We start from the raw sequence: 21,606 nt of genomic DNA on the forward strand, positions 1-21,606 counted from the left end.
TCATGCTGTTTATTGGAGATAGATCTCATCAAATGTCCCGCCATCATTAAAGTGGGTTTCCTGTGCTTTTTGCCAGCCTCCAAATTCTTCATCTACGGTAACGAATTCAATATCAGCAAACTGATCGCCATATTTCTTCAGCACTTCAGTATTTCTCGGTCTGTAATAGTTCTTTGCTGCAATTTCCTGTCCGGTTTCACTGTATAAATACTTTAAATAAGCTTCGGCTGCTTCAGCCGTTCCTTTTTCTCGGCTATTTTATCCACGATTGCTACTGGAGGCTCCGCAAGAATACTGATCGATGGATTCACAATTTCAAATTTGTCTTTTCCAAGCTCATTGATGGATAAATAGGCTTCATTTTCCCAAGCTATAAGAACATCTCCTATTTCCCGCTGAACAAATGTATTCGTTGAATCACGTGCCCCTGAATCAAGAACCTCAACATTCTGATATAAATTCTTCACAAAGTCTTTGATCTGCTTTTCGTCTCCATTAAACTGCTTGCTCGCATAGGCCCATGCCGCAAGATAATTCCATCTTGCTCCTCCTGATGTTTTCGGATTAGGTGTAATAACCGAAACATCTTCCCTAATCAGGTCATCCCAATCTTGAATATTTTTTGGATTCCCTTTTCTGACCAAAAAGACAATTGTGGATGTGTAAGGAGTAGAATTATCATTCAGCCTTTTCTGCCAGTCTTTTTCGATGATTCCCCGCTTATTGGCAATTTCATCAATATCATAGGCAAGCGCCAAAGTTACCACATCCGCTTCCAGCCCGTCAATGACCGATCTTGCCTGCTTTCCGGAACCGCCATGTGACTGTTGAATCGTCACGTCCTGCCCGGTTTCTTCCTTCCAATACTTGATAAACTCCTGATTGAATTCCTGATAAAGCTCTCGTGTCGGATCGTAGGAAACATTCAAAAGTTCTATCGGATCCTTGCCTGAGCTGCCTTCACTCTCTGCTTTTCCACCGCTTTCCTGACTGCATCCTGTAATAAAAGTCAAAACCAGCAAACCTGCTGCCAATAAACCTATAAAAGAATTCTTCATACCCATCCAGATCTCCCCTTTTGATTGTCCTTATAAAAAAAGACCGCATGCTTAGTTCACTAAGCACCGGCCTTCAGTTTATCTGATCAGCTCCATATTCTCTTCGGCATCACTCTTTCTCTCCCTGATTGGCCAGGTTATTGGCGTATTCCCGCTCAAGGTCAGTTAAGGTTAACGCAAACAATTGGTGCTCACCTTTCTTAAAGACTCCCGCACTTATCAGACTGTTAATTAAATATCTCTTTCTGCCTTCAACTGCCTTTCTTAAATGCTTTGACACCTGACTCCCTCCTGATTTACTCAATCAATAGCTGCTGCAAATGCTTTTGGTTGACCAATCAGCGAACAATCCTAATTCTTATTAAACATATAATTCCAATCATATTACTAGGTTTTTATTGCATATGTTACTCATAAAGTTCTTTTTTCCATTCACCCCCAGAAAGAAAGTAATACCTATAATATACAGCGGATTACTCGGAATAAGGGTGTAAAAAAAGACCCTGCGGTTCCTATGGAACAGAAGGGCCTTTGGTTTTCCAATCGGCTATTGATTTGAAGTTCTTATTAGAAATGAATTTACAATGAATTTTTAGAAAAGTCAATCCTTTTTTTGCTTTTTCTCAATTTAGCTTTTTTTACTTATAAGTAAGCAGAGGGCATCAGGTTAAAATCCCGAACAGCTAATATATTTGACTTTAAAAATATTTTACATTATAGTAATTGACGTATCAATCATTGACCTATCAATTATACAAAAGGCGGGGATGCTGTGTTCAAATGTTCAAAGGAAGAAGAATTAATTGCCGCCCGGCTGTTTGAGCTTAGTAAGCAGACAATGCCGAAGTTTGAACGCTGTACAGGCATCAGCCAGTCACGGCTTGAGATTCTTCGGGAGCTTTTTGAAGCGGAAGAAATTACGCAGCGGGAGCTTCAGAAAAAAGTGAATATTGATCATGCTGCTGTCACAAGACACCTTAAGCAGCTTGAAGAAAAAGGCATGGTAATCCGCAGGAAAAATCCTGAAGATAATCGCTTTACTTATGTCAGCCTCACAGAGGAAGGCAAAACGAAGATTGCTGCTTACTGCGAAGAAAAGCAGCGATTTATTTCCAAAATCCTGAACGGCTTTTCGGAACTTGAGCGAAGCACACTATTAAATATGCTCACACGCATCCAGGAAAATATTGATAAATTGTAATTTTCACATCCAGAAAAACATAAAGGAGAGTTCTTCATGAATAAAACCGTTATCAATGACTTTAAGGAAATCATCACAGGACGCCGTTCTATCCGTAATTATGACCAAACAGTCAAAATAAGCAGAGAAGAAATGGCAGAAATCCTGGAAGAAGCGTCTTTGGCTCCTTCATCCGTTAACCTGCAGCCATGGCGCTTTGTGGTGATCGATTCAAAAGAAGGCAAAGAAACACTGGCACCGCTTGCAAAATTCAACCAAAGGCAAGTAGAGACATCAGCAGCTGTCATTGCCGTCTTTGTTGATATGAAGAGTGAAATATTCATTGAAAAAATTTATGATACAGCTGTTGAAAAAGGATATATGCCTGCTGATGTAAGAGACAAACAGGTGCCATCCATCAAGGGCTTAGTGGAAAACATGACATTCGAACAAAAGAAAGAAATGAACCTTATTGATGCTGGTCTCGTATCCATGCAGCTAATGCTTGCAGCACGTGCCCACGGCTATGATACAAATCCAATTGGAGGCTATGAAAAAGACCGCATAGCTGATGCATTCCATCTTGACAAGGAACGCTACTATCCTGTCATGCTTATCTCAATCGGCAAAGCCGCTGATCAGGGCTATAAATCTGTCCGCCTGCCTGTTGAAGATATCACGGAGTGGAAATAACTCATAAAGGAGAAATCAAACATGATCATTATTCATGCTGGGTTCCAAATACAAATTGACAAAGAAAATGACTTTCTGACTGAAATCCGTCCGCTGATTGAGGCTTCCAGGGCAGAAGAAGGCAATATCTCTTATGACCTTTTAAAAGATACAGAAAAAGAGGGGTCCTATACGATGGTGGAATTATGGGAGGATATGGATGCTGTAAAGTTTCACAACCAGACAGAACATTTTACCTCCTTTACAGCGAAAGCCCCTCAATATTTTGCCGCACCTCCTCAGGTGAAATTGTTTAACGCACAGCCTGCAGATAAAAAGTAAATTATATGCAAGAAAACGCTTGAGATATAAAATCCCAAGCGTTTTTTAACGATTTTATTTACAATCCCTGCCTGGCTGGTTTGTCTGGCATGGATTTATTTCATTGCAAGTCTTGCAATAGGCCGGGCAATCAATAGCTCAATCCAGAATGCAACACCGAAATTCCGTAACCAGCTGTGGAAAAAATTTCGAAACGGCTCCAGGCTTATTTGTTTCGAACCAACCCAGGTGCCTAGTATGGTTAAAAAAATAGAAAGAATGGTCACATTCAATGAAGTATTCAATAAAATCCGGGCATTAAATCCGTCCGTTTGCCCTGAAAATCTTTGCATAATTCTGCCAGCTAATGGTCCCGCCACTAACCTTACAAGCAAGACCACGATCACCCACATAAACGGAATAATCTTTAAGGTTTCCAAATAGTTTCTTTTCTGAAGCCGCGTTCCACTTCCACAATAATCGGTGCAATCGCGTTTACCGAAATGACAGAAATGATCAACAAAAATAACATGCCTTCTTTTGCATTTTGAGGCAGCCAGTCCTCGTTAACCAATATCTCTACACACTGACTTAATTATTATATTAAATCAAATATGAGGATTTCTAATCTTTTTATTTATTGTTCTCTTTTTGATCATGATAAGCAATAAGAATGACTTCTTCTCCCTTTTCCTCACTTAACTGCTTTTCCAGGTTATGCACCTGCTGCAGATCTCCGTCGGACAATTTGGCAAAATGATATTGTTTATCCATTTTCATCACCTTTTCGTAATAGGATACCTAAAGTTTGTGTTTTCCAAGCATTTTTATACACAAAAGTACCCGGTTTCAATCACTATTTAATCCCCAAAATGGCAATGGAAATGACAGCTAACACCAGGCTCAGCAGCAATGAAATGCCCCAATGCTTCTTTTCAGTCATCTTAAATAAAACATTCATTACTGAACTGATTGCCAAAAAAATAAAGAAAACAAATAAAAAAATCATAAGTTCCATTATCTCTTAACCTGCCTTCTGCCCTGTTTTCGCAAGGAAATAAGAAGAGCTTCCCATTATCATCCCTCCGAAGATCCCCATGAAACTGCCGGCAGCTGCCCAATAGGCCGACAGAAAGATGCCGGACATTAGCAAAATCAGCCCTCCTATAAACAGGGCCATTCCCAATTTCATTCTGCTTCTTCCCTCCTCTTTCTTTAGCCTAAATCTTTCACAACCGCCATTTCCTTCCCAAAACGGTGGCCATGATCCGCAAACCCCAAACTTGCATAAAGCTTGTGTGCCCCAAGATTCTCAGGATGGTAGCCTACTGCAAGTTTTTTCGCATTCGGCAGTTTCGCCATCTCCGCTATCATCAGTTCAGTCGCTTTTTTGCCTATTCCCTTGCATTGGTGCGCCTTATCAACCATAATCCGATAAATCCAGTAAGCATCCAATTCCTCTATACATGCATTAAACATTAAGAAGCCGACAGCTTTATCCTCCAAGTAAATCACATACGGTTTCAGCGCTGTTTCAAATTTAGATTGCGCAATGGAAACAGCATTCGGCTCCATGTAAGCTTTTTGTTCCTCTGAAAGCTCCAATAAACAGCAATCATACCAATTGTCTGCTGTTACTTCTTCAATTCTCACTTTGCCGGTATTCATATAAATTTCCCCTTTTCACATTTTGGGGAAACGCGATTTTAATTAGGCGTTCTCCCCTTATTTTTATCCATGGTAACTAAAGTTTTATTTAGCATAATGAACGCCTCCTTTTACTAAATTGTCAGAAAAATAAACACCCACTCATTATACTATAATATTCCAGTAAATGCGCACTTGGGATTTCAGTTATTTTTTCTATGGAAAGGCCATATATAATATATTGATTCAGTAAAAAAAGGGAGGATGCGATAATATGCCAGCGAAGCAAATTCGTTTACGAAGAATTCAAAGCCTTGCTCACGACATTATGGTAGAAATGAATTCAAAGGAAGACCATAAGAAGAATGAATCATACAGAACCGTGATTGATGACCTATCACGTGCGATTGGGGAGCTATCTGATCCATCGGGTGATTATTCATTGGATTATGTAGAAGAAAAAGTAGGCACTGCCCATTATAAAATCTTTAAGAACATGAAAAAACTGACGCCTCTTCGAAAAACAAAAGAATCAGCATGGTAAAATTTTTTTGAATGAAACTGATAATTATTATCAATAATAGATAAAGAAGGTAACCAAATCGGTTACCCCTTGCCTTAAACTTCTGGTTCGAACGTTTTACAGTCTGTCTCTTTGCTGTTGGACGCCTGCTTGCCTTTATGGCTGACAACGTAAATAGCTTCTGCACCACACTTATTTCCCTTTTCCCAATAAGTACAGTTATTTACTTCACAAAGAACATCTTTAGCCATGTATATCACCTCCTGGACATTATTTTCTTCCAATCAGGATGGTGATATACTTGCTTGTTCAGTTATCTATGTTCCACTCTTCTTTCAAAATCGCATAATAATATTCATCCCACCACTCATCGCCATGAGGAATGCACTTTTTGAAGCAGCCTTCCCGCCTCATGCCAATTTTCTCCATCACCCGATAAGAAGCCGGATTCTCAGGCTGGCAGGTTGCAATAATCCGGTGAAGCCCAAGTTCTTCAAAGCCATATTTCAGCACGGCATATGCTGCTTCTGATGCATAGCCTTTATTATAAAACTTCGGATTGAACACCCAGCCAATTTCATATGTATGATCGCCAAAATATTTATGGAAAGCTAGATAGCCAATTAGAACATCTCCATTTTTTAAAAGAACGGGAAAATGCTCTGCTTTTTCGGTATTCTCGCAGATAAACTCTTTAGCAGCTTCTTCTGTAAAAATACCTCCTGGAATGTATTTCATTACTTCAGGATTTGAAGTGTACTCATAGACTGCCTGCCAGTCTTCTGACTTGAACTTACGGATTATTAGCCTCTCTGTTTTAAGCTCCATTTCATAACCCCTATTCAGCTGTTTTCATCCTAATGTATGTTCGCTGATTTCAGCCAGATTTCCTTTAAAAATGCTGAACGCACATAAATTTTTTTATCCGCACAGAAATAACGTCTATCCGCACATAAAAAATCTTATGCGCACATATTTATCAGCTATCCGCACACAAATTGCCCGAGGCACCTTTATTTCGAAGAAAAGTGGTCCATTCCTACAAAATTCATTACGGAGACAGGACTTTTCTATCCTTTTCTGCAATTGGCGCAGGTTTTCCAAACAGATATCCCTAAAAAATCTGGTATCCCTTATCCCAGAGCAGATTCAAATGCGCCACATATCATATATCGCGCTAGCAAAGTGAATAAAAACATAACAAATATCATATTTAATTGAATCATTATGTTCACCTCAAACAAAAGACCACCCCCAGCCTCAGCCGAAGATAGCCTCTTTAATAATCACTCATACCGCAAAGATTCAATCGGACTCAGCCTCGAAGCTTTATTGGCCGGCAGCAGTCCAAAAATAATGCCGATCGCCATTGAGAAGAAAAGGGCTCCTGCGACGACCTGCCAGGAAATGAGCGATGGCCATCCGGCAAAGAAAGAAATCAGGGATGCCGAACCCCAGCCAAGCAGGATTCCCAGCACTCCTCCGATTAAGGTCAGCGTGACAGATTCGATTAAAAACTGTCCCATGATTTGCCCCCTGGTCGCTCCGAGTGCTTTACGGATGCCGATTTCCCTCGTTCTTTCCGTTACAGATACGAGCATGATATTCATGACGCCAATTCCGCCGACAAACAGCGAGATGCCGGCGATACTGCCGATGATTAAAGTCATGACCTTTGTAATCTGGCCGATTCCTTCTGCCATTTCTTCCATGTTGATGACCATATAAGATTCTTCTGTATTATGCATCTTGTTAAGTAAGTTGGCGGCCTTCTTTCCGGCCGTCTGAAGCTGATCAGCGGATTCTGCCTGAAGCGTCACTTGGGTATAGTCACTCTTTCCATAAATAGTCTGCCATGTTTTAGTAGGCACATAGATCTCCAGAGCACCGAATGAAAAGAGTCCTGTCGGCTTTTCCATGACGCCAATGATCTCAATCGGCTGGTTCCCAATCCGGATCACTTCGCCAACCGGCGACTTGCCATCAAAGAGCTCCTCCTGCATGGAATTGCTGACAAGCCCCACCCTGCGTCCGCCAAGGAAATCTGCAGCCGTAAAGGACCGCCCTTTCTCCATATCAACATTGTTCAGCTCAAAATAGGCTGGACTTACTCCTGTTGTCGATGTTTCTGCCTTCTTTTCTCCAAAAGAAGCCTGTGAAAACTGTGAGCTTGAAGCAACTACTCTCTTAATCTCTGGAATCTGCTCCAATGCATTGATATCTTCCCCATCAAAAGGAGCTTCATTAAATATGTTTGGGTTTGCCTGAATTTCCTCGTCAGAAGGCTGATAAAACAGCTCCACTGTATTGCCGGGACCTGTCAGCTGCGTCTTCAGCATCGCTTCTCCGCCCTGGCCGATTGCGACTACAATAATGACAGCCCCAACACCAATAATGATCCCAATCATCGTTAAAATCGATCTCATTTTATGCGCCTTCAATGAACTAAGCGCCATTTTGATATTTTCTACAAAACTCATGTAGGCGCCCCCTGCGGGAAGGTTCTGCCGACACAATCAGCCCATCCCTCACCATAATCGTGTGATGGGCATACTCTGCAACCTCAGGTTCATGTGTAACCATTACAATCGTTGACCCTTCATGGTTCAGCTCACTGAACAGTTCCATAATGGAGGCGCTTGTTTTCGTATCAAGAGCACCTGTTGGTTCATCCGCCAATATGATTTTCGGTTCGTTCACAATCGCTCTGGCAATGGCAACCCGCTGCTTCTGCCCTCCTGATAGGGCATTTGGCAGATGCTCCATCCGATCAGCAAGACCCACTTTGACCAGCGCGGCTTCCGCCCTTTCCAATCGTTCCTTTTTGGCAAGGCCGCTATAAATCATTGGCAGCTCTACATTTTGAATAGCCGTCAGTCTCGGAAGCAGGTGAAACTGCTGAAACACAAACCCGATCGATTGATTTCTGACCTTTGCCAGCTCTGCTTCCGAGTAATGGGATATGTCCTCACCATCCAGTTCATATATTCCTTCTGTCGGCAAATCGAGGCATCCAATAATATTCATAAGCGTCGACTTTCCCGATCCGGATGGCCCCATAATCGCCACAGAATCACCTTGCTCAATGCTAAGATTAATCCCTTTTAAAACTTCAATTCTTTCTTTTCCCGCCTGATAAGACTTGATTATGCCAGTAAGATCAATCATTTCGCATCCACTTCCATGCCATCTTTCAGCTGATCTGATGGATTAGTAATAATCAAATCCTTCTCATTGAGGCCGCTTGTTATCTCGATTTTATTCCCGGAAGCGACACCTGTCTCCACTTCCTGTTTATAGCTTTTCTGATCCCTGACCACGAATACATATACGCTGCTGTCTCCAGTTATAACCGAGTTTGCCGGAACAGTCAGTGCCTTCTTCTTATCCGTTTCGATTTCCATTATGAGCTGAAAGCCTGATCTCAGGGACAATTCCTTCACTGTAACCTCCACCCGATACTGTGGCGCACTTTTTTCGGCAGGATTCATTCCCTGATTCTCTTCTGGCATATCAGCTACTTCGCTGACTTCGCCTTTCCATTCCTTTTCAGGAATTGCATCGGAACGGAGAGTCACCTTTTGTCCCTCCTTCACCTTTAATGAATCGAATTCTGAAAGTAAGCCTGATGCGCCGACTGCTTTTAAATCGCCAACATAAATGACAGGTTTTCCTGCCGTAGCCGGATCAGAGGTGGCTGCCTTGTTCACCTGAAGCACCACTCCATCTATTGTGCTTTTTACCTCTAATTCTCCAAGGCTTTTTTCAATATCTTTCTTCTGCAAAAGCACCTGGCTTAATTCCAGATTCGCCAATCGCTTTTCCAGTTTCAACTGATCCCTTTCAGGCTGTATCTGTTTATCTGCTTCCTTTTCACCAGCTTGTTTGCGCAGCTCTTTTTCCTTATCCCTCAGCTGGTCTTCCTCTTTTTCCAGCTGGTTGATTTTTATATAGCCTGATTCAGCCTGAAGCTTGACTTTTTCCAATTCAAGCTCCAATGCCTGGTCATCAAATTTGGCCAGCACCTCTCCTTTTTAACAGAATCCCCTTCTTCCACCAGGAATTCCTTAATTTCGCCTTTTTCAGGAGATGCATATATTTTCTGCTCATTCACAAGCTTTGCCGTTCCCGGAATCATGATCTGCTCTTTAATTTCTTCCTGAACTGGATGGGAGGTTTTTACTTCCGGCCCTTTCGCAAACGCCTGCCTGTATACGCTAACGCCAGCCAGCAGCAAAAACACAGCCGTAACTCCGATTGCTATCCAAACTTTCTTTTTCATTTAGACACCAGTCATTCCTGAAAGGGTATTGCTGATTAAAGTGAAGACAACGCCGATGATGAAGAAGGCAATCGCAATGCCCCAAGCCCAGCCTTTTGATAATCCTCCAACCCGATGAAGGCCAATAGCCGTTACAACAGACTGCCAGATGCTGAATAACTCGATAGAACCCAGGACTCCTGGTTTCTCGCTGTTCATCAGTCCTGCTAAACTAGTAATAAATATTTCCGGATTTCCTCCAATAGCTGCTCTTAATGCCATATTGACCAAAAGGCCGATCCCGCCAATAACAAGAATATAAATATTCATGGAAAATATCTGTTTGAACGTTGCATCTGATCCAGCAATTTTAATGAAAATCATATAAATACCACCGGAAATGAGGGCAACCACTACAGGTGTGAAAATTCCTGTTATCGCCACACCCACCCTCGAAAACATCATTACCATCTCTGCCTCGGCCTCACTCATGCCCTCAAGCCCAAGGTAAGAAGCATCCATCGACACGGCCATCAAAAACATTCCTGCAGCATATAGAATACTGACCAAAATCAGCGGCACCCAAATCTTCGGGTTCTGGCGGATGCGGTCAAACTGCTCCCCAGGACTCCAAATCATCCCAAGCATACTTGGTTTTGCACTGCTTGTTTTTACTTCTTGTTCCATTAAGAACACTCCTATTCTATTTAAAATGATTCCACTATAGCTTTACGGAATAATATAGTAAAAGTTTCAAATAATTACATTTTAACCCATGCAAATACCAGGAGATCTCTCTCCTGGTATCCTGTCTACACAGCCTTCCGCTGAAAACAAAAATAGCCGCCCAGATAAAACAATAAAAAGAATCCGCCGATTACAGTCAAAAGCTGTCCCCATGGGATAAAGAAAATATCACCCGTACCTGCCGCAGGATACATCATTGCAAATGGCTGTGCCCATGGGTAATAGGGACCCACTTTCTCGGAATTCATCGCCAGAATGGATGGCAGGGTAAAAACGACGTTGACCGCAAAAGGTGCCGCAAAGCTTTTGAACCAGACGGACATCCACAGCTGCAGAGCGACTAAGGGGAAAGTCGCGACCCAGCCTCCCAATATGCTTTTCCAGATAATCGCTGCCGGAAACGGATCGGCCACACCTTTATACAATCCTGCTCCCAAAATGGCAGCTAAATAAAATAACTGGATAAGCAAAACCAATAGCAGGATTAGCGCATACTTAGCTGCAAACACTTTTCCCCTTGTGACAGGCAGTGCCAAAAGCTGCTTCCAGCCCCCGGCCTGATGCTCATACCGGCAGACAAGGCTTGCCAGAACCCCTGTGACTAACGGCAAAAAGAGGATCGAATAAGGCAAATTCATATAAATCAAAAGCATATACCATTCATTCATCACTCCCGCCGTTTCAGCTGTATTTGCCCCAATCCCGGCACCCAGCCCAATCAGCGGGCCCACTAAAAGAATGCCGAAGATCTTTGATTTTCGCAGTTTAAACCACTCCGACTTCAAAATAGACAGCATCTATTTCACATCCCTTCTCGCAAAATCAATCATGCCGGCTGTGTATAATAAAACGCCGGCTCCAATTCCAAGCAGGACGTTGATGAGCGGTTCATTCCACTCATTCAGCAGCAGCGGCCATTTCCAAATCAGCCAATCCGGCAAAGTAAAACCAGCATATGTCAGAATCACACCCAAAATCCCCATAGTTATGGGCACCCCCTGGTTTACACTCACAGTCGCTGCCCAAAGCTGCAGCGCCAAAACAGGTAATGCCGCAAAAAAAGGGTAAAAGCTATATTTCAGCAGACCGGAATACGGAATCTCCCCGCCCAAATCCAGAAACAATCCAAAAGCGATTGTAAACAGCATCAAAAGCACAGAAGAAACCAGGAGCAGAACCATTAGCACCGTGAACTTCGATAAATACACGCTCATCTTTGAAACTGGCAATGCAATCAGCTGTTTCCAGGCGTTCGTTTCATTTTCAATGCTCGACATAAAAGAGGTCAGGATTACAATGCCCAGTACAATCGCAAGCGGTGTAAACGAATGGATATTGTCCAAATAATATCCCCACCGGTCATCATTCTGCCCGAACAAATAATCCTTGCGCACCCCGTAATTGACCATCTGCATGGCTACTACCCCAACTGGACCCAATACGGTCAGGAACCAGATTCCTTTCCGCTTAATCTTCATAAATTCAGCTGCCAGCAATTTCCCCATCATCCGGCCTGCTCCTCCCTCGTCATCTGAAGGAAAATGTCTTCCAATGATCGCTTTTCTTCTTCAACCCGGTAAACGGAAAATCCATCTGCTACAAGTCCGCGAACAGCCTCAGCCACTTGCTCATCCGATTGCTGCGGCAGCGAAATGATACCACTATCCAAACCAGCTTTCATTCCTCTTCCCAGCAGGGAGCGCCAGGCTTTGTCGCTCTCGCTGACCTTTATTAAAACGGATTGCTGTGCATACATGCGCATCGCTTCAATTGAATCCTGAAAAATCATCTTCCCTTTCGTGACAATACCTACTGTTGTCGCCATCTGATCAATCTCTGAAAGTAAGTGACTGGAGATTAACACAGTCATCCCGCATTCAGATGGCAGGCTTTTTATCAGATTACGGATTTCAATAATCCCCGAAGGATCTAAACCGTTTGTCGGCTCATCCAGAATCAGCAATTCCGGGTTATTCAGCAGCGAAGCAGCGATTCCAAGCCGCTGCTTCATGCCGAGTGAGAAGCCCTTTACTTTCTTATCACCGGCATCTGTTAGCCGGACAATCTCCAGCACCTCAGCGATTCTCTGTTTCGGCACACCAAGTATTTTTCTCATTGCTTCCAGATTTTCTTTTGCCGTTAAATGCGGGTAATATGACGGTGATTCTACAAGCGAGCCTACCCGTCCTAATATATTTAGTCTTTCTTTCTTTAAATCTTTTTGAAAAATTTCAATTCTGCCGGAATCAGGCTTCATCAGCCCCAAAAGCATCCGGATCGTTGTCGTTTTCCCCGCACCATTCGGACCCAGAAATCCGTAGATTTCCCCTTTGGGTATTTTCATTTCCAGACCTGACACAGCTTTCTCCTGACCAAAATGCTTTGATAAATTTTCCGTTCTTACGATATACTCCATTCCTCTCACCTCACTTTCCATCTTAGCCAGTCAAGGTTAAAACAAAGGTAGGGGAAGTTTAAAATTTGTTTAAATATCTAAACGCTTACTTATGTATTTTGATGTATTCCCACAGCTTTGTTCAAAATCTCAGATTGTGGTTCCACTTGTTCGAGAGGTCTAGTGCCTGTGCAGCCGATCTATTACGACCCAAAGATTATAGTAAGTAATATTAAAAAAGGGATCTTCGGCTGGAAGATCCCTAGGTATAAGGAAAAAAGTGACTCCTTTATTTACTTTTTGATGATACCGTTTTTTCAGTCAGCACTTCCAAAGCATCTCGTACATCATTGGCAAAGCGAATTGGTTTTTCCACTTTTTCAAAATGGATATACATCAGCCTTGGGTCATCAAAGAGCCAATGATTATGAAAAGCAGTCACAATAATATCATGTTTACGAAGCTCACTGATGAATGGGTTTATCTCTTCTTGCAGGATCACCGTTTCTCCACTGCAGAGAGCCCGGCCATCTGCTGTCAATGATTCAAATGCAAACATTTGAGGAATTAATAAAAAGGAATTTCCCCTCCTGCCAAGAACGCGCGGCCTAATATTTGTACGGGATTTCATTACAATACAAACACCATTTTCAAATGTATTCATGCTGCCTTCCAATATTCTGTTGAACTCTTCACAAAGTTCTTCCCCTCGTCTATTTGATGATCTTTGTACCCTGCCAGATCTTCCAACATTGCGGGTAGTTAATAAGTCTAGCGCATTTCTTACTTTTCTGGCAAAACTTAAAGGTTCATCAATGGATTCAAAATGCATATACATTAACCTTGGATTTTCAAAAAGCCAGTGATTATGAAGGGCAGTGACAATGATTCCATCTTCACGCAAACTGGTCATAAATGGGTTAACTTCCTCCTGCAGGAGGACTGTCTCACCAAGACATAATGCCCGGCCGTCCCGATCGAAATTTTCAAATGAATAGGCCTGAGGAACAAACATAAAGGATTCAGCTCTCCGGCCTAATACAACCGGGTGTATATTTGTACGGGAAGTAGTCGCAGTACAAACTCCATTTATGACAGATGGAACTGACCCCAGAATTTCGGCAAATTCCTGACAAAGGTCGTCTGGCTGTGTGTTGTTCATGTTATCCAATTGCAAATCATCTCCTGAACATTATATTCTAGATATAGTATTCTGGAGCGTAAATCGGGAGCCTGACTATTATTTAGGAACACAAGTACAGTATTTTTCTGCTAATACAGTTGGTTAACAAAGTCTTTTCTTAGTCATTTCGTTTAGCTAACCCCCTATATAATTTAAGTTTTAATGGACTAGTTCCAAATAATTAAATTTAGTAATATTTTTGATATGCCACTCCCAGTTTGAGTGACTCCCTATTAATTTACTTAATCTATATACTAACTGGCATCATAATTATTCTTAATGTCTTCACCTAATCACTTTCATTTGATTCTCCTGATTCTTATCGCTGTACCTTCATCACCAGATTCCATCTCCCAATCCAGCTTCATCCCCTTTACCATTAAATCGATAATGGATAAGCCAATTCCAGCTCCTTTTTCACCGGAACTGTTTTTCAGCCCCTTCCCATGATCGATAAAAATAATCTCATCATACTCATCGGTGGATTCAGTCGCCACTTCAAGGTAAAGCCCATCCTTCGCATGCCGCAGCACATTTTGCAGGATGTTATCAAAAATACGGCTCAGCCACACCGGGTCTGCCTGCCATTTCTCTTGAAATGGCTCTAACTCGATGATCACTTCAAAACTTTCTTTCTCAAAAACTGGATACCATGATGCCATACTTTCACGAACAAACCGGACAGCATCCAGCTCGGTCAGCTCCTGCTTATGCTTGCTCGCCATCAAAAGCGTGTAGCTCATTAGGTTCTCAATCAATCTATCAATATTAACAATCGAGGTTTCCAGCGCTTTGACCGCCTGTTTTCCTTCTGGAGACAGCTTCTCCTTTGCAATCGAGTATGTTTGCGCATTGATTTTCGTCAAAGGCGTCCGCAGGTCATGGGACAGATTGGCGATCAGCTCCCTCCGCAGCTGTTCTTCCTCCTGCTCGCGCTGCTTGCTTTCCTTGAGCTCTAAGATCATCTCATTAAAGGTCTGTTCCAGCTGGCCGATTTCATCATTCTTTTGCACATCAATGCCAATCGGGAGATTATCCATATCCCGTCTTTCCATCGCCTCCTGGAGATGAAGCAGTCTTTTGCGGATCCCACGGAAAAATAAAAAGGAGACGATGATAAACAGGGTAATGATCAAAAGCAGACCGGCTCCTAAGAGAAGTCCATATTTCTCTGTTACCTCCACTATCGGTGGAAGAAATAAATTCCTCGGTATTTCAAGAACGATAAAACCGTTCTTTTCATCCCCGCCAATAAAACTTATAACTGTAAACGGGTCTCCGCCATACCGTTCTTTAATAAACTTCGCTGTAAAGGCAGGAGTCCAATTAGCAGGCAGATCCCCCTTCACATCCAGCTGTTCCATCAGGTTTCCATGTTCATCTACCCAAAACATCGAAGCATCAGGATATTTCTTTTTCCATTTGGAGAAATGACTAAGAATGGCTTCCTGTGATGCCCTCTCCAGTTTTTGCATCCGCATGCCATTTTTCTTCAATATGATTGGGATCGGATTCATTCTTGCTTTTTTCTCCTGAGATGTCCTCTTGGAGACCCATAGCCAGCATAGCAATGAGTAAGTAAGCTGCCTGAAACAGAAATAAGGCAACCAGAATAATCGTCATATACTTCGCCTGCAGCGATTGGAAAAACCTTTTCATATCTTCACCCTGTAGCCGATTCCGCGGATAGTCTCAATAATCTCAGGACGGGAAGGGTTCTTCTCGAGTTTTTCACGAAGATAGCGAATATGAACCATCAGGGTTTTGTCGCCCTCCATATATTGTTCTCCCCAAACGCCTTCATAAAGCTGCTCTTTTGTTAGTATCTGATTCAGATGGCGAATGAAGTGCTGAAACAGCTGATACTGCTTGCCTGTCAATTGAATTTCATTGTCTGTATCCCGATTGATAATCCGCAAATCCTTTGTATGTACCTGTAAGTGGTGAAGCTCCAGCACCTGATCATTCTTTTGAAATCGCCTTAACAGCACTTCAATCCTCGCAGCAAGCTCATCCGGCTGGAAAGGCTTTGTCAGATAATCATCAGCAAAGCTCAGGCCCTCCAGCTTATCCTCCACCGCCGTCCTTGCCGATAGCATAAGTACTGGCATGTCATTCTTTACTTTCTTAATCCGCTTCCCGATTGAAAACCCGTCAAGCCCCGGAAGCATCACATCCAAAATGGCAATATCGGCATCAGAAAGATAATTTTCCATACCTTCTCCAGACTGCAGCCAGATCACCTCATATCCTCTTTCCTCTAAATCATTTTTCAGCCAGCTGCCAATATCGCTTTCGTCTTCTATGTATAAAATTCGAACCATACTCTCCACCCTTTAATTTATCTTTTACGAATCTGCTTTTGAACATCATCTTATAAGTTCCCGAATCTAACAAATACTTCCTGCTATTCTACGATACTTACTATTGATTGGATTCATTTTTCCCGCCATGATTACTTCTTAATAAACAGGGTACATACTAACTAAGCTTTTCAATACCTTATTGCCTGCCACTAAGAATTCTTCCAGAAAGAGTTTTAGCGGGAGGTGATGAAGTGAGAAAAGTTTACCGAATTGAGGAATTGCTCGCTTATTTAGCATCTATTGGCTATCCTCTCACAGAGGAGAAAATCCATCATCTGATTCAGAATAAAGACATCCCGCATCTCAGACCTTACGGCAATTTGTATGTCTTCAACCTGGATCACATCGACTGGTGGGTCAGCCAGAGGAGATAAAGCATTACCTAGCCCCGCTTTTTAGCGGGGCTTTTACTATGTAAAAAAACATTCGCCATTATCAGCGAATGCTTTTTTCTAAGCTCTTAATTCAGCTTCTCCTTTACATAGTTCCGGAATTCGCTGTTTGTCAGAAATTGAAGCTGAAAACTGTTCATATTCCTTGAAAGCTCCTTAAACTCCGTATTGCTCAGATCATTTGCAAGGAAAGCCATTTCTGTACGATTGCCCTCTTTATCGGTTGCATACATGCTGATGGTAAAAACAAAGGCTGTTGATCCTCCCTTTTGCCCTGCATGCTGAAGCCACTCCCGATTGCGGGGATTTTTCAGCAGCTGCTCCATAACTGGGTCCAGATAAGAATGGACTTCCTTGGAAAAATAGCTTTTACTGTTTAATAGACTCATAAGCTCTGCATAATCACCAGCAGAAGCACGCGGAAGCCTGTCGGACCATACTCTTTGAAAATCCATATCGAGAACCTTTAATATTTCCTTCTTACCCTTTTCGAGTGGCGGATGGCTTTCCCATTTCTGATGGATGTCTATAGCTCTGTTTCGATACTCCTCAAGACTCATGCCCTTCAATTCCTTAAGCGCCTCTTCTTTTGTGAATCCCTTTCCCTCCATCAGCTCCATTGGGATAAAAAGGGCACTGACAATCGGATACATCTTTTCATGACTGGCGAGCTTCAAATCATCAGCAAGTCTATTCACCTTTTCAACTCCCAGGACATTCAGCAGGTAATCGGTGTTTGCATTCGAACTGTAAGCGATCATCCCATTTGCTACTTCGCTTAGAGGAACACCCTCCTCCTTTTCTGAAAGACCATTAATCCACGCCTGGTGGGCTCCGCCATCTGTATTAGGAACATAGTACGTTTCCAAAGTCTTTAAATCGACTTTTTCCTGGGGGTCAATTTCTCCCTCCGCCGCCTGACGCGCATATTCAATTGCCACCATAATTTTAACCGCGCTGGCTAAAGGAAGGGGCACATCCTCATTAATATTAACCCACTCCTCATCATTATGCCGAATAACCAAAGCCATACTGTCTGTGTGCCTGTGTTCCTGCACATACCCGATGACTGACTCAGGATCACCGCTGCTTTTCCCCTTTAGATACATGAATAAGGCCAAAGCTGCTGCTGCCAAAATAAGAACTATTCCAGTGATTACCCACATCATCTTCAAAGAAAACCTCCATGATTACGTTGTACTATTTAAATACGAAAGGTAATCACGGAGGTTTCATTGTAATGGTAAAAAGTTCTATTTAATTTGAACTTCCTCCCTGCGGCTCTTATACCAGGAATAGAAAGATGAAGCCACATCGGCTGGCACATTCTCCACACTGGCATACTGAACAGGCTTACCTCGATTCACTGTCTGTATGGAGGCAAGCCCAAACAGCTTTTGCCATCGTGTTGCCGTTACTTCTGCCTCAATAACCTTGCTTCTTTTAGAGATAAATAACCTCGTGCCAACAATGCCGGTTTTGAATTGAATAAAAGGGCCATTGATCAAATAACGGGCATTTGTATACCCAGCGATTCGTACAAAGACAATTAAGGAAAAGAGCAGGATAGAACCTGCCAGCCAGGTTTCTTCAATACCCAGAAATTCAGGCTTGAAATAAACCAGGGCAGCTGTTGATAAAATCCATAACAAGCTTGGCTTTAATAAGCTTGCCCATAGGGCATTTTTCGGAAGCGGATGCATCTTCTGTAAAATTTCATATGCCGGCAATATCTCCTCCGCTATCTTGCAGGCCCGATCAACTGGCAGAAAAGGAAATAGTGAATTTACGCCTTCCTTTTCATCTCCTTCGGCAACATCACCTGCTGTCACCAATTTCACTTCAGCTACCCCGGTCAAACGTTTCATCATATTCTGCTTGATCTCTATTGCCTGGACTCGATCTTTTGAAATAGAAAAGGAGGTCTCTTCTAAGAATCCCTTGCGGATATAAATGCGGGTTTCGTCAGAGAATATTTCATATTTCCCATACTTGATATAGGTCCGCAAGAAACCTGCCAATACTGATATAATCAGAAAAAAGATGATTGCAGCAGCCTGCACCTGCCAGGAGTCAAGGAACCCCTTCAAAAAGCCCATCCCTCTTTCTTCCAGATCAATAAAGTCAGATACTTTTGTATAAATAGAAGCTATTAAAGACAGCAGTACAAAAAAGCTTAGCGATGTAAAGGCCGCTTTTATAAGATCTTTCTTTCCGGGAGAAAAATGCAGTGTTTTTACACTCTCTTCCGGCATTTCCGCTTCCGTTTTCGCTGAAACCATCTCTTCCAGCCAGTTCGCTTCTTTTAAGGAAATTACCTTAAACTCCACCGCAGACTCACTTCCATCCATTCCTGTTTCAAAGGTAAGGGATGTGAATCCAAATAGCCGGTGAAGCAGAGACGCATGTCTCTGGATATTTTGGACTTTAGTAAATGGTACAGTTCTCTTGGAGCGGACAAAGATTCCCTTGGATAAATGGATATAAGCATCGTCCACTTCATACTTATTTGATAGCCAATCTATGAGAACATACAAAGCAGCCAAGGCAATAAAAGGAAGGAAAAGCTTCCGTCCCCATACAATCAGAAAGGATTGGGAGCCGGCTTTCATCACAAATAAAAAGAGGGCAATAAAGGCTGAATTTCTTAGTAATTGAATGAGTCCAAACAATATAAGAAGCGGATGATATCTTCTAGCTTGCTTCATTCGTCCTCTTCCTTTACTTTGGCAAGTTTGGCTATCTTATTTCTTAATGAGACAGCCTCCTCTTTTGGCAATGCCGGTATTACATGAGAGGACCCCATCGTCCCCATGCTTACAGAATATAGGCCGTATTTCCTCATAAGGGGACCTTGCACAGTTTCAACCGATTGTATTTTCGTCATGGGGATCAGCAGATGCTTTTCCTGCCACACCCCTGACTTCAGCTGGACATATTCTTCATCCACATCGTAACGCCAGCTTTTGTACCGAATGTATGGTGATATGAAAGACCAAATTGCCGCTGGTATCGATATAGCCAATAAAATGATCAGGATCCACCCGATCCATTCTTTCCAAGAAAATCGATCATCCAGATAAAACAACAAACCGAGAACCGCAAATCCGATGATATTTTGGATCGCCTCACTGATGATCCATACCCGGATGGCGTTCTGTGATACCATGTTTTGAGGTTCCTTTATATTTACTTGCATATAAATCTCCCATCTATTATTCATTTAAAAAGATTTCTTCGAGCGATGGCTCTTCAACTTCCACCCGCAGAACATCCGCCTTGCATTGTGTGAAAGCCCTTATTATTTCAGCAATCTTATTCTCATCGCTGATTGTGATCACTGTATAAGCATCCCCGTGTTCAAGCAGGCTGCCAGCTGACTCAAGCCATTGCTTCAGCTTAGCTTGTTCCTGCTTTGGCACGGTGGAATGTTTTATTTTGACTGTTATGGTTGACCGGTAAAAGGCCCGCAGCTCTTCCATCGTTCCAATCTTATCAATGACTCCATCCCGCATAATGGCAATCCTTGAGCAAATCTTCTCCACTTCATCCAGATTATGCGAAGTCATAAAAACCGTCTTCCCCTGTTTTTGAAGTTCTTTAATGAGACGGTGAATGAGAATAACAGATTCCGCATCCATGCCTGATGTAGGCTCGTCAAGAAATATCAGTTCCGGATCATGAATAATAGCCTGAGCAATCCCCAGTTTCTTTTTCATGCCAAAGGAGAGCTTGCCTGCTTTCTTATTGGCATGTAATAAAAGATCAACACTTCTCAGAACCTCCAGACATTTCTCTTTTGAAGCCCTGGCGCCCGATAGCTCTGAGAAAAAGCGCAAATGATCCAGAGCGGTCCATGACCCATAGAGAGATGAATAATCCGGCATAACCCCCACTCTTTTCATCACCTTGCTATCAGGACCCTCAACCCCAAGAAGTGAGTATGTTCCGCTGCTGGAGGAAATGATGCCTGTCAGCATATTAATAAAGGTGGATTTACCTGCACCGTTACGTCCGAGAAACCCAAATATCTCGCCTTTCCTTACGGTTAAATCCATTCCCATGACCACCTGATGGGCACCATAGGCTTTTGAAAGCTGTTTCGCTTCGATGGCATTCATCAGCATTCCCTCCTTCTAAAAACAGTATTTGCAGCCAGCAGCATAATACCTGCCAATCCCAGTATGACTAAAAAAGTAAAATCGTCCCGCTCCAAATAGTAAAAAGGAATAAAGTATTTCATCCAGTTTACCCAGCCATTTGGAGACAAAGCTGCCCAAAATCCAAAAGCAGGAAGCACCAGCCCCAGAATATTGCCTAAAAACATGGTATATCCAGGTCTGGGGATAAGCACGGATAATAGGACAGCTAAAGCTGTCTGGTAAGTCACCAGACTCATCGTCTGAGAAAAAATAAACAGATCAAACTTCTTGGAATAGATACTGATCAGCAAAAAAGACACCACAATGCAGAACAGCCAGAATAACCATATTCCAAGGAATTTACCGAATAATATAGTAGAGCGTGATGCCCTTGTCACCAGAAACCTCATTGTACGCTCATGGATTTCTCTGTTTATTGTGTCGTGGGACAAACCGAACACAAATAATTGTCCAAGCAGCAAAATGACACTTAAAAGACCGATCGTGTGGATATCCTCAGCCTCACCTGCCGTCAGTTCCACCCCAGATGATAGTACACTGGAAAACTTCGCTGCATAATACGATACTGCAAATAATATGGCAATCATAATAATGGATTTAATTCCTTTAAAAAGACTTATAAACTCTCTCTTGCACATCACAAACATTTTCCATGCTCCCTTCAGCGTGATTCTGAGTAAAGTATATACCGTCAATCT

The 21,606-nt window shown here is 42.5% G+C and carries 29 protein-coding genes and 2 pseudogenes; 5 read left to right on the forward strand and 26 right to left on the reverse strand.

What is annotated here, in order from left to right; all coding sequences use genetic code 11:
* Window positions 1-9 precede the first annotated feature (9 nt).
* A pseudogene (locus M5V91_RS19510) lies at window positions 10-1,058 on the reverse strand (sulfate ABC transporter substrate-binding protein).
* Window positions 1,059-1,167: 109 nt separating this feature from the next.
* Entirely contained in the window at window positions 1,168-1,338 is a 171-nt protein-coding gene (locus M5V91_RS19515; RefSeq protein ID WP_251175592.1) for a Fur-regulated basic protein FbpA, read from the reverse strand.
* Window positions 1,339-1,830: 492 nt separating this feature from the next.
* Between M5V91_RS19515 and M5V91_RS19520 the strand changes: the two genes are divergently transcribed.
* Genes M5V91_RS19520 through M5V91_RS19530 form a run of 3 tightly spaced genes read left to right on the forward strand, consistent with a single transcriptional unit; the run spans window position 1,831 to window position 3,252 of the window.
* Entirely contained in the window at window positions 1,831-2,259 is a 429-nt protein-coding gene (locus tag M5V91_RS19520; protein WP_009335482.1) for a MarR family winged helix-turn-helix transcriptional regulator, read from the forward strand.
* A 36-nt stretch (window positions 2,260-2,295) separates the two neighbouring features.
* The gene (locus M5V91_RS19525; protein WP_251175593.1) at window positions 2,296-2,931 is read left to right on the forward strand and encodes a nitroreductase family protein; all 636 of its coding nucleotides are present in this window, start codon (window positions 2,296-2,298) and stop codon (window positions 2,929-2,931) included.
* Window positions 2,932-2,952: 21 nt separating this feature from the next.
* A complete protein-coding gene (locus M5V91_RS19530) occupies window positions 2,953-3,252 on the forward strand; it encodes a putative quinol monooxygenase (RefSeq protein WP_071159691.1) in 300 nt (99 codons plus the stop codon).
* Between the two features lie 95 nt (window positions 3,253-3,347).
* On the opposite strand, the gene M5V91_RS30600 is transcribed toward M5V91_RS19530, so the two are convergent.
* The 6 genes from M5V91_RS30600 to M5V91_RS19555 all read right to left on the reverse strand — a co-directional run bounded on the left by M5V91_RS30600 (window position 3,348) and on the right by M5V91_RS19555 (window position 4,899).
* Window positions 3,348-3,584, reverse strand: coding sequence for a DUF2798 domain-containing protein (locus M5V91_RS30600; protein ID WP_341000078.1), 237 nt, complete (start codon window positions 3,582-3,584; stop codon window positions 3,348-3,350).
* A gap of 74 nt (window positions 3,585-3,658) precedes the next feature.
* A complete protein-coding gene (locus M5V91_RS30605; protein ID WP_306576776.1) occupies window positions 3,659-3,805 on the reverse strand; it encodes a hypothetical protein in 147 nt (48 codons plus the stop codon).
* 59 nt (window positions 3,806-3,864) lie between these two features.
* Window positions 3,865-4,005: a hypothetical protein gene (locus M5V91_RS19540; RefSeq protein ID WP_019381106.1), complete on the reverse strand. Its 141-nt coding sequence runs from the start codon at window positions 4,003-4,005 to the stop codon at window positions 3,865-3,867.
* An 82-nt stretch (window positions 4,006-4,087) separates the two neighbouring features.
* Window positions 4,088-4,249, reverse strand: a complete 162-nt coding sequence (locus M5V91_RS19545) for a hypothetical protein (protein ID WP_019381107.1) — start codon at window positions 4,247-4,249, stop codon at window positions 4,088-4,090.
* A gap of 6 nt (window positions 4,250-4,255) precedes the next feature.
* Window positions 4,256-4,423, reverse strand: a complete 168-nt coding sequence (locus M5V91_RS19550; RefSeq protein ID WP_009335485.1) for a hypothetical protein — start codon at window positions 4,421-4,423, stop codon at window positions 4,256-4,258.
* A 23-nt stretch (window positions 4,424-4,446) separates the two neighbouring features.
* A complete protein-coding gene (locus M5V91_RS19555; RefSeq protein WP_071159689.1) occupies window positions 4,447-4,899 on the reverse strand; it encodes a GNAT family N-acetyltransferase in 453 nt (150 codons plus the stop codon).
* A 253-nt stretch (window positions 4,900-5,152) separates the two neighbouring features.
* On the opposite strand from M5V91_RS19555, the gene M5V91_RS19560 reads away from it, so the two are divergent.
* Entirely contained in the window at window positions 5,153-5,422 is a 270-nt protein-coding gene (locus M5V91_RS19560; RefSeq protein ID WP_009335487.1) for a hypothetical protein, read from the forward strand.
* 74 nt (window positions 5,423-5,496) lie between these two features.
* On the opposite strand, the gene M5V91_RS19565 is transcribed toward M5V91_RS19560, so the two are convergent.
* From M5V91_RS19565 to M5V91_RS19630, 13 genes and pseudogenes are all read right to left on the reverse strand, one after another.
* Window positions 5,497-5,652 carry a DUF1540 domain-containing protein gene (locus M5V91_RS19565; RefSeq protein WP_009335488.1) on the reverse strand — a complete coding sequence of 52 codons (156 nt, stop codon included), beginning with the start codon at window positions 5,650-5,652 and terminating at the stop codon, window positions 5,497-5,499.
* 58 nt (window positions 5,653-5,710) lie between these two features.
* On the reverse strand, window positions 5,711-6,229 hold the full coding sequence (locus tag M5V91_RS19570; RefSeq protein ID WP_251175594.1) for a GNAT family N-acetyltransferase: 519 nt from the start codon (window positions 6,227-6,229) through the stop codon (window positions 5,711-5,713).
* Window positions 6,230-6,687: 458 nt separating this feature from the next.
* Window positions 6,688-7,881 (reverse strand): ABC transporter permease, encoded by a 1,194-nt coding sequence (locus M5V91_RS19575; protein ID WP_251175595.1) that lies wholly within the window; start codon window positions 7,879-7,881, stop codon window positions 6,688-6,690.
* Window positions 7,847-8,569, reverse strand: coding sequence for an ABC transporter ATP-binding protein (locus tag M5V91_RS19580; RefSeq protein ID WP_284521446.1), 723 nt, complete (start codon window positions 8,567-8,569; stop codon window positions 7,847-7,849). The genes M5V91_RS19575 and M5V91_RS19580 overlap by 35 nt, the downstream gene beginning before the upstream one ends.
* Window positions 8,566-9,683: pseudogene (locus M5V91_RS19585) on the reverse strand (efflux RND transporter periplasmic adaptor subunit). The gene M5V91_RS19580 and the pseudogene M5V91_RS19585 overlap by 4 nt, the downstream one beginning before the upstream one ends.
* Window positions 9,684-10,349 (reverse strand): YknW family membrane protein, encoded by a 666-nt coding sequence (gene yknW / locus M5V91_RS19595; protein WP_251175596.1) that lies wholly within the window; start codon window positions 10,347-10,349, stop codon window positions 9,684-9,686.
* A 125-nt stretch (window positions 10,350-10,474) separates the two neighbouring features.
* Complete coding sequence (locus tag M5V91_RS19600; RefSeq protein ID WP_251175597.1) at window positions 10,475-11,206, reverse strand: ABC transporter permease; 732 nt, start codon at window positions 11,204-11,206, stop codon at window positions 10,475-10,477.
* Complete coding sequence (locus M5V91_RS19605; RefSeq protein ID WP_192908091.1) at window positions 11,207-11,917, reverse strand: ABC transporter permease; 711 nt, start codon at window positions 11,915-11,917, stop codon at window positions 11,207-11,209.
* Complete coding sequence (locus tag M5V91_RS19610; protein ID WP_251175598.1) at window positions 11,914-12,825, reverse strand: ABC transporter ATP-binding protein; 912 nt, start codon at window positions 12,823-12,825, stop codon at window positions 11,914-11,916. Before M5V91_RS19610 ends, M5V91_RS19605 begins: the two co-directional genes overlap by 4 nt.
* A gap of 268 nt (window positions 12,826-13,093) precedes the next feature.
* Entirely contained in the window at window positions 13,094-13,966 is an 873-nt protein-coding gene (locus M5V91_RS19615; protein ID WP_251175615.1) for a DUF1259 domain-containing protein, read from the reverse strand.
* 320 nt (window positions 13,967-14,286) lie between these two features.
* On the reverse strand, window positions 14,287-15,504 hold the full coding sequence (locus tag M5V91_RS19620) for a sensor histidine kinase (protein WP_284521449.1): 1,218 nt from the start codon (window positions 15,502-15,504) through the stop codon (window positions 14,287-14,289).
* Window positions 15,422-15,646, reverse strand: coding sequence for a hypothetical protein (locus M5V91_RS19625; protein WP_284521450.1), 225 nt, complete (start codon window positions 15,644-15,646; stop codon window positions 15,422-15,424). The genes M5V91_RS19620 and M5V91_RS19625 overlap by 83 nt, the downstream gene beginning before the upstream one ends.
* Window positions 15,643-16,311 (reverse strand): response regulator transcription factor, encoded by a 669-nt coding sequence (locus M5V91_RS19630; protein ID WP_192908089.1) that lies wholly within the window; start codon window positions 16,309-16,311, stop codon window positions 15,643-15,645. Before M5V91_RS19630 ends, M5V91_RS19625 begins: the two co-directional genes overlap by 4 nt.
* A 233-nt stretch (window positions 16,312-16,544) precedes the next feature.
* On the opposite strand from M5V91_RS19630, the gene M5V91_RS19635 reads away from it, so the two are divergent.
* The gene (locus M5V91_RS19635) at window positions 16,545-16,727 is read left to right on the forward strand and encodes a hypothetical protein (RefSeq protein WP_019381118.1); all 183 of its coding nucleotides are present in this window, start codon (window positions 16,545-16,547) and stop codon (window positions 16,725-16,727) included.
* An 86-nt stretch (window positions 16,728-16,813) separates the two neighbouring features.
* On the opposite strand, the gene M5V91_RS19640 is transcribed toward M5V91_RS19635, so the two are convergent.
* The 5 genes from M5V91_RS19640 to M5V91_RS19660 all read right to left on the reverse strand — a co-directional run bounded on the left by M5V91_RS19640 (window position 16,814) and on the right by M5V91_RS19660 (window position 21,555).
* The gene (locus M5V91_RS19640) at window positions 16,814-17,920 is read right to left on the reverse strand and encodes a serine hydrolase (RefSeq protein WP_251175600.1); all 1,107 of its coding nucleotides are present in this window, start codon (window positions 17,918-17,920) and stop codon (window positions 16,814-16,816) included.
* Between the two features lie 78 nt (window positions 17,921-17,998).
* On the reverse strand, window positions 17,999-19,453 hold the full coding sequence (locus tag M5V91_RS19645; RefSeq protein ID WP_251175601.1) for a PH domain-containing protein: 1,455 nt from the start codon (window positions 19,451-19,453) through the stop codon (window positions 17,999-18,001).
* Window positions 19,450-19,944 carry a PH domain-containing protein gene (locus tag M5V91_RS19650; RefSeq protein WP_251175602.1) on the reverse strand — a complete coding sequence of 165 codons (495 nt, stop codon included), beginning with the start codon at window positions 19,942-19,944 and terminating at the stop codon, window positions 19,450-19,452. The genes M5V91_RS19645 and M5V91_RS19650 overlap by 4 nt, the downstream gene beginning before the upstream one ends.
* Before the next feature lie 16 nt (window positions 19,945-19,960).
* On the reverse strand, window positions 19,961-20,866 hold the full coding sequence (locus M5V91_RS19655; protein ID WP_034297459.1) for an ABC transporter ATP-binding protein: 906 nt from the start codon (window positions 20,864-20,866) through the stop codon (window positions 19,961-19,963).
* The gene (locus M5V91_RS19660; RefSeq protein ID WP_071159671.1) at window positions 20,866-21,555 is read right to left on the reverse strand and encodes an ABC transporter permease; all 690 of its coding nucleotides are present in this window, start codon (window positions 21,553-21,555) and stop codon (window positions 20,866-20,868) included. The genes M5V91_RS19655 and M5V91_RS19660 overlap by 1 nt, the downstream gene beginning before the upstream one ends.
* Between the last annotated feature and the right edge of the window lie 51 nt (window positions 21,556-21,606).

The organism is Cytobacillus pseudoceanisediminis (assembly GCF_023516215.1).
Taxonomy (GTDB): Bacteria; Bacillota; Bacilli; order Bacillales; family Cytobacillaceae; genus Cytobacillus; species Cytobacillus pseudoceanisediminis.

What these genes read in the sequence shown, in the direction of transcription:
- M5V91_RS19620 (WP_284521449.1), bottom strand. Translation starts at nt 15,504, where the DNA reads ATGAATCCGATCCCAATCATATTGAAGAAAAATGGCATGCGGATGCAA.
- M5V91_RS30600 (WP_341000078.1), bottom strand. Translation starts at nt 3,584, where the DNA reads ATGCAAAGATTTTCAGGGCAAACGGACGGATTTAATGCCCGGATTTTA.
- yknW (WP_251175596.1), bottom strand. Translation starts at nt 10,349, where the DNA reads ATGGAACAAGAAGTAAAAACAAGCAGTGCAAAACCAAGTATGCTTGGG.
- M5V91_RS19610 (WP_251175598.1), bottom strand. Translation starts at nt 12,825, where the DNA reads ATGGAGTATATCGTAAGAACGGAAAATTTATCAAAGCATTTTGGTCAG.
- M5V91_RS19565 (WP_009335488.1), bottom strand. Translation starts at nt 5,652, where the DNA reads ATGGCTAAAGATGTTCTTTGTGAAGTAAATAACTGTACTTATTGGGAA.
- M5V91_RS19555 (WP_071159689.1), bottom strand. Translation starts at nt 4,899, where the DNA reads ATGAATACCGGCAAAGTGAGAATTGAAGAAGTAACAGCAGACAATTGG.
- M5V91_RS19615 (WP_251175615.1), bottom strand. Translation starts at nt 13,966, where the DNA reads ATGAACAACACACAGCCAGACGACCTTTGTCAGGAATTTGCCGAAATT.
- M5V91_RS19625 (WP_284521450.1), bottom strand. Translation starts at nt 15,646, where the DNA reads ATGAAAAGGTTTTTCCAATCGCTGCAGGCGAAGTATATGACGATTATT.
- M5V91_RS19540 (WP_019381106.1), bottom strand. Translation starts at nt 4,005, where the DNA reads ATGGATAAACAATATCATTTTGCCAAATTGTCCGACGGAGATCTGCAG.
- M5V91_RS19570 (WP_251175594.1), bottom strand. Translation starts at nt 6,229, where the DNA reads ATGGAGCTTAAAACAGAGAGGCTAATAATCCGTAAGTTCAAGTCAGAA.
- M5V91_RS19525 (WP_251175593.1), top strand. Translation starts at nt 2,296, where the DNA reads ATGAATAAAACCGTTATCAATGACTTTAAGGAAATCATCACAGGACGC.
- M5V91_RS19560 (WP_009335487.1), top strand. Translation starts at nt 5,153, where the DNA reads ATGCCAGCGAAGCAAATTCGTTTACGAAGAATTCAAAGCCTTGCTCAC.
- M5V91_RS19630 (WP_192908089.1), bottom strand. Translation starts at nt 16,311, where the DNA reads ATGGTTCGAATTTTATACATAGAAGACGAAAGCGATATTGGCAGCTGG.
- M5V91_RS19645 (WP_251175601.1), bottom strand. Translation starts at nt 19,453, where the DNA reads ATGAAGCAAGCTAGAAGATATCATCCGCTTCTTATATTGTTTGGACTC.
- M5V91_RS19660 (WP_071159671.1), bottom strand. Translation starts at nt 21,555, where the DNA reads ATGTTTGTGATGTGCAAGAGAGAGTTTATAAGTCTTTTTAAAGGAATT.
- M5V91_RS19605 (WP_192908091.1), bottom strand. Translation starts at nt 11,917, where the DNA reads ATGATGGGGAAATTGCTGGCAGCTGAATTTATGAAGATTAAGCGGAAA.
- M5V91_RS19545 (WP_019381107.1), bottom strand. Translation starts at nt 4,249, where the DNA reads ATGGAACTTATGATTTTTTTATTTGTTTTCTTTATTTTTTTGGCAATC.
- M5V91_RS19655 (WP_034297459.1), bottom strand. Translation starts at nt 20,866, where the DNA reads ATGAATGCCATCGAAGCGAAACAGCTTTCAAAAGCCTATGGTGCCCAT.
- M5V91_RS19650 (WP_251175602.1), bottom strand. Translation starts at nt 19,944, where the DNA reads ATGCAAGTAAATATAAAGGAACCTCAAAACATGGTATCACAGAACGCC.
- M5V91_RS19530 (WP_071159691.1), top strand. Translation starts at nt 2,953, where the DNA reads ATGATCATTATTCATGCTGGGTTCCAAATACAAATTGACAAAGAAAAT.
- M5V91_RS19550 (WP_009335485.1), bottom strand. Translation starts at nt 4,423, where the DNA reads ATGAAATTGGGAATGGCCCTGTTTATAGGAGGGCTGATTTTGCTAATG.
- M5V91_RS19580 (WP_284521446.1), bottom strand. Translation starts at nt 8,569, where the DNA reads ATGATTGATCTTACTGGCATAATCAAGTCTTATCAGGCGGGAAAAGAA.
- M5V91_RS19600 (WP_251175597.1), bottom strand. Translation starts at nt 11,206, where the DNA reads ATGCTGTCTATTTTGAAGTCGGAGTGGTTTAAACTGCGAAAATCAAAG.
- M5V91_RS19575 (WP_251175595.1), bottom strand. Translation starts at nt 7,881, where the DNA reads ATGAGTTTTGTAGAAAATATCAAAATGGCGCTTAGTTCATTGAAGGCG.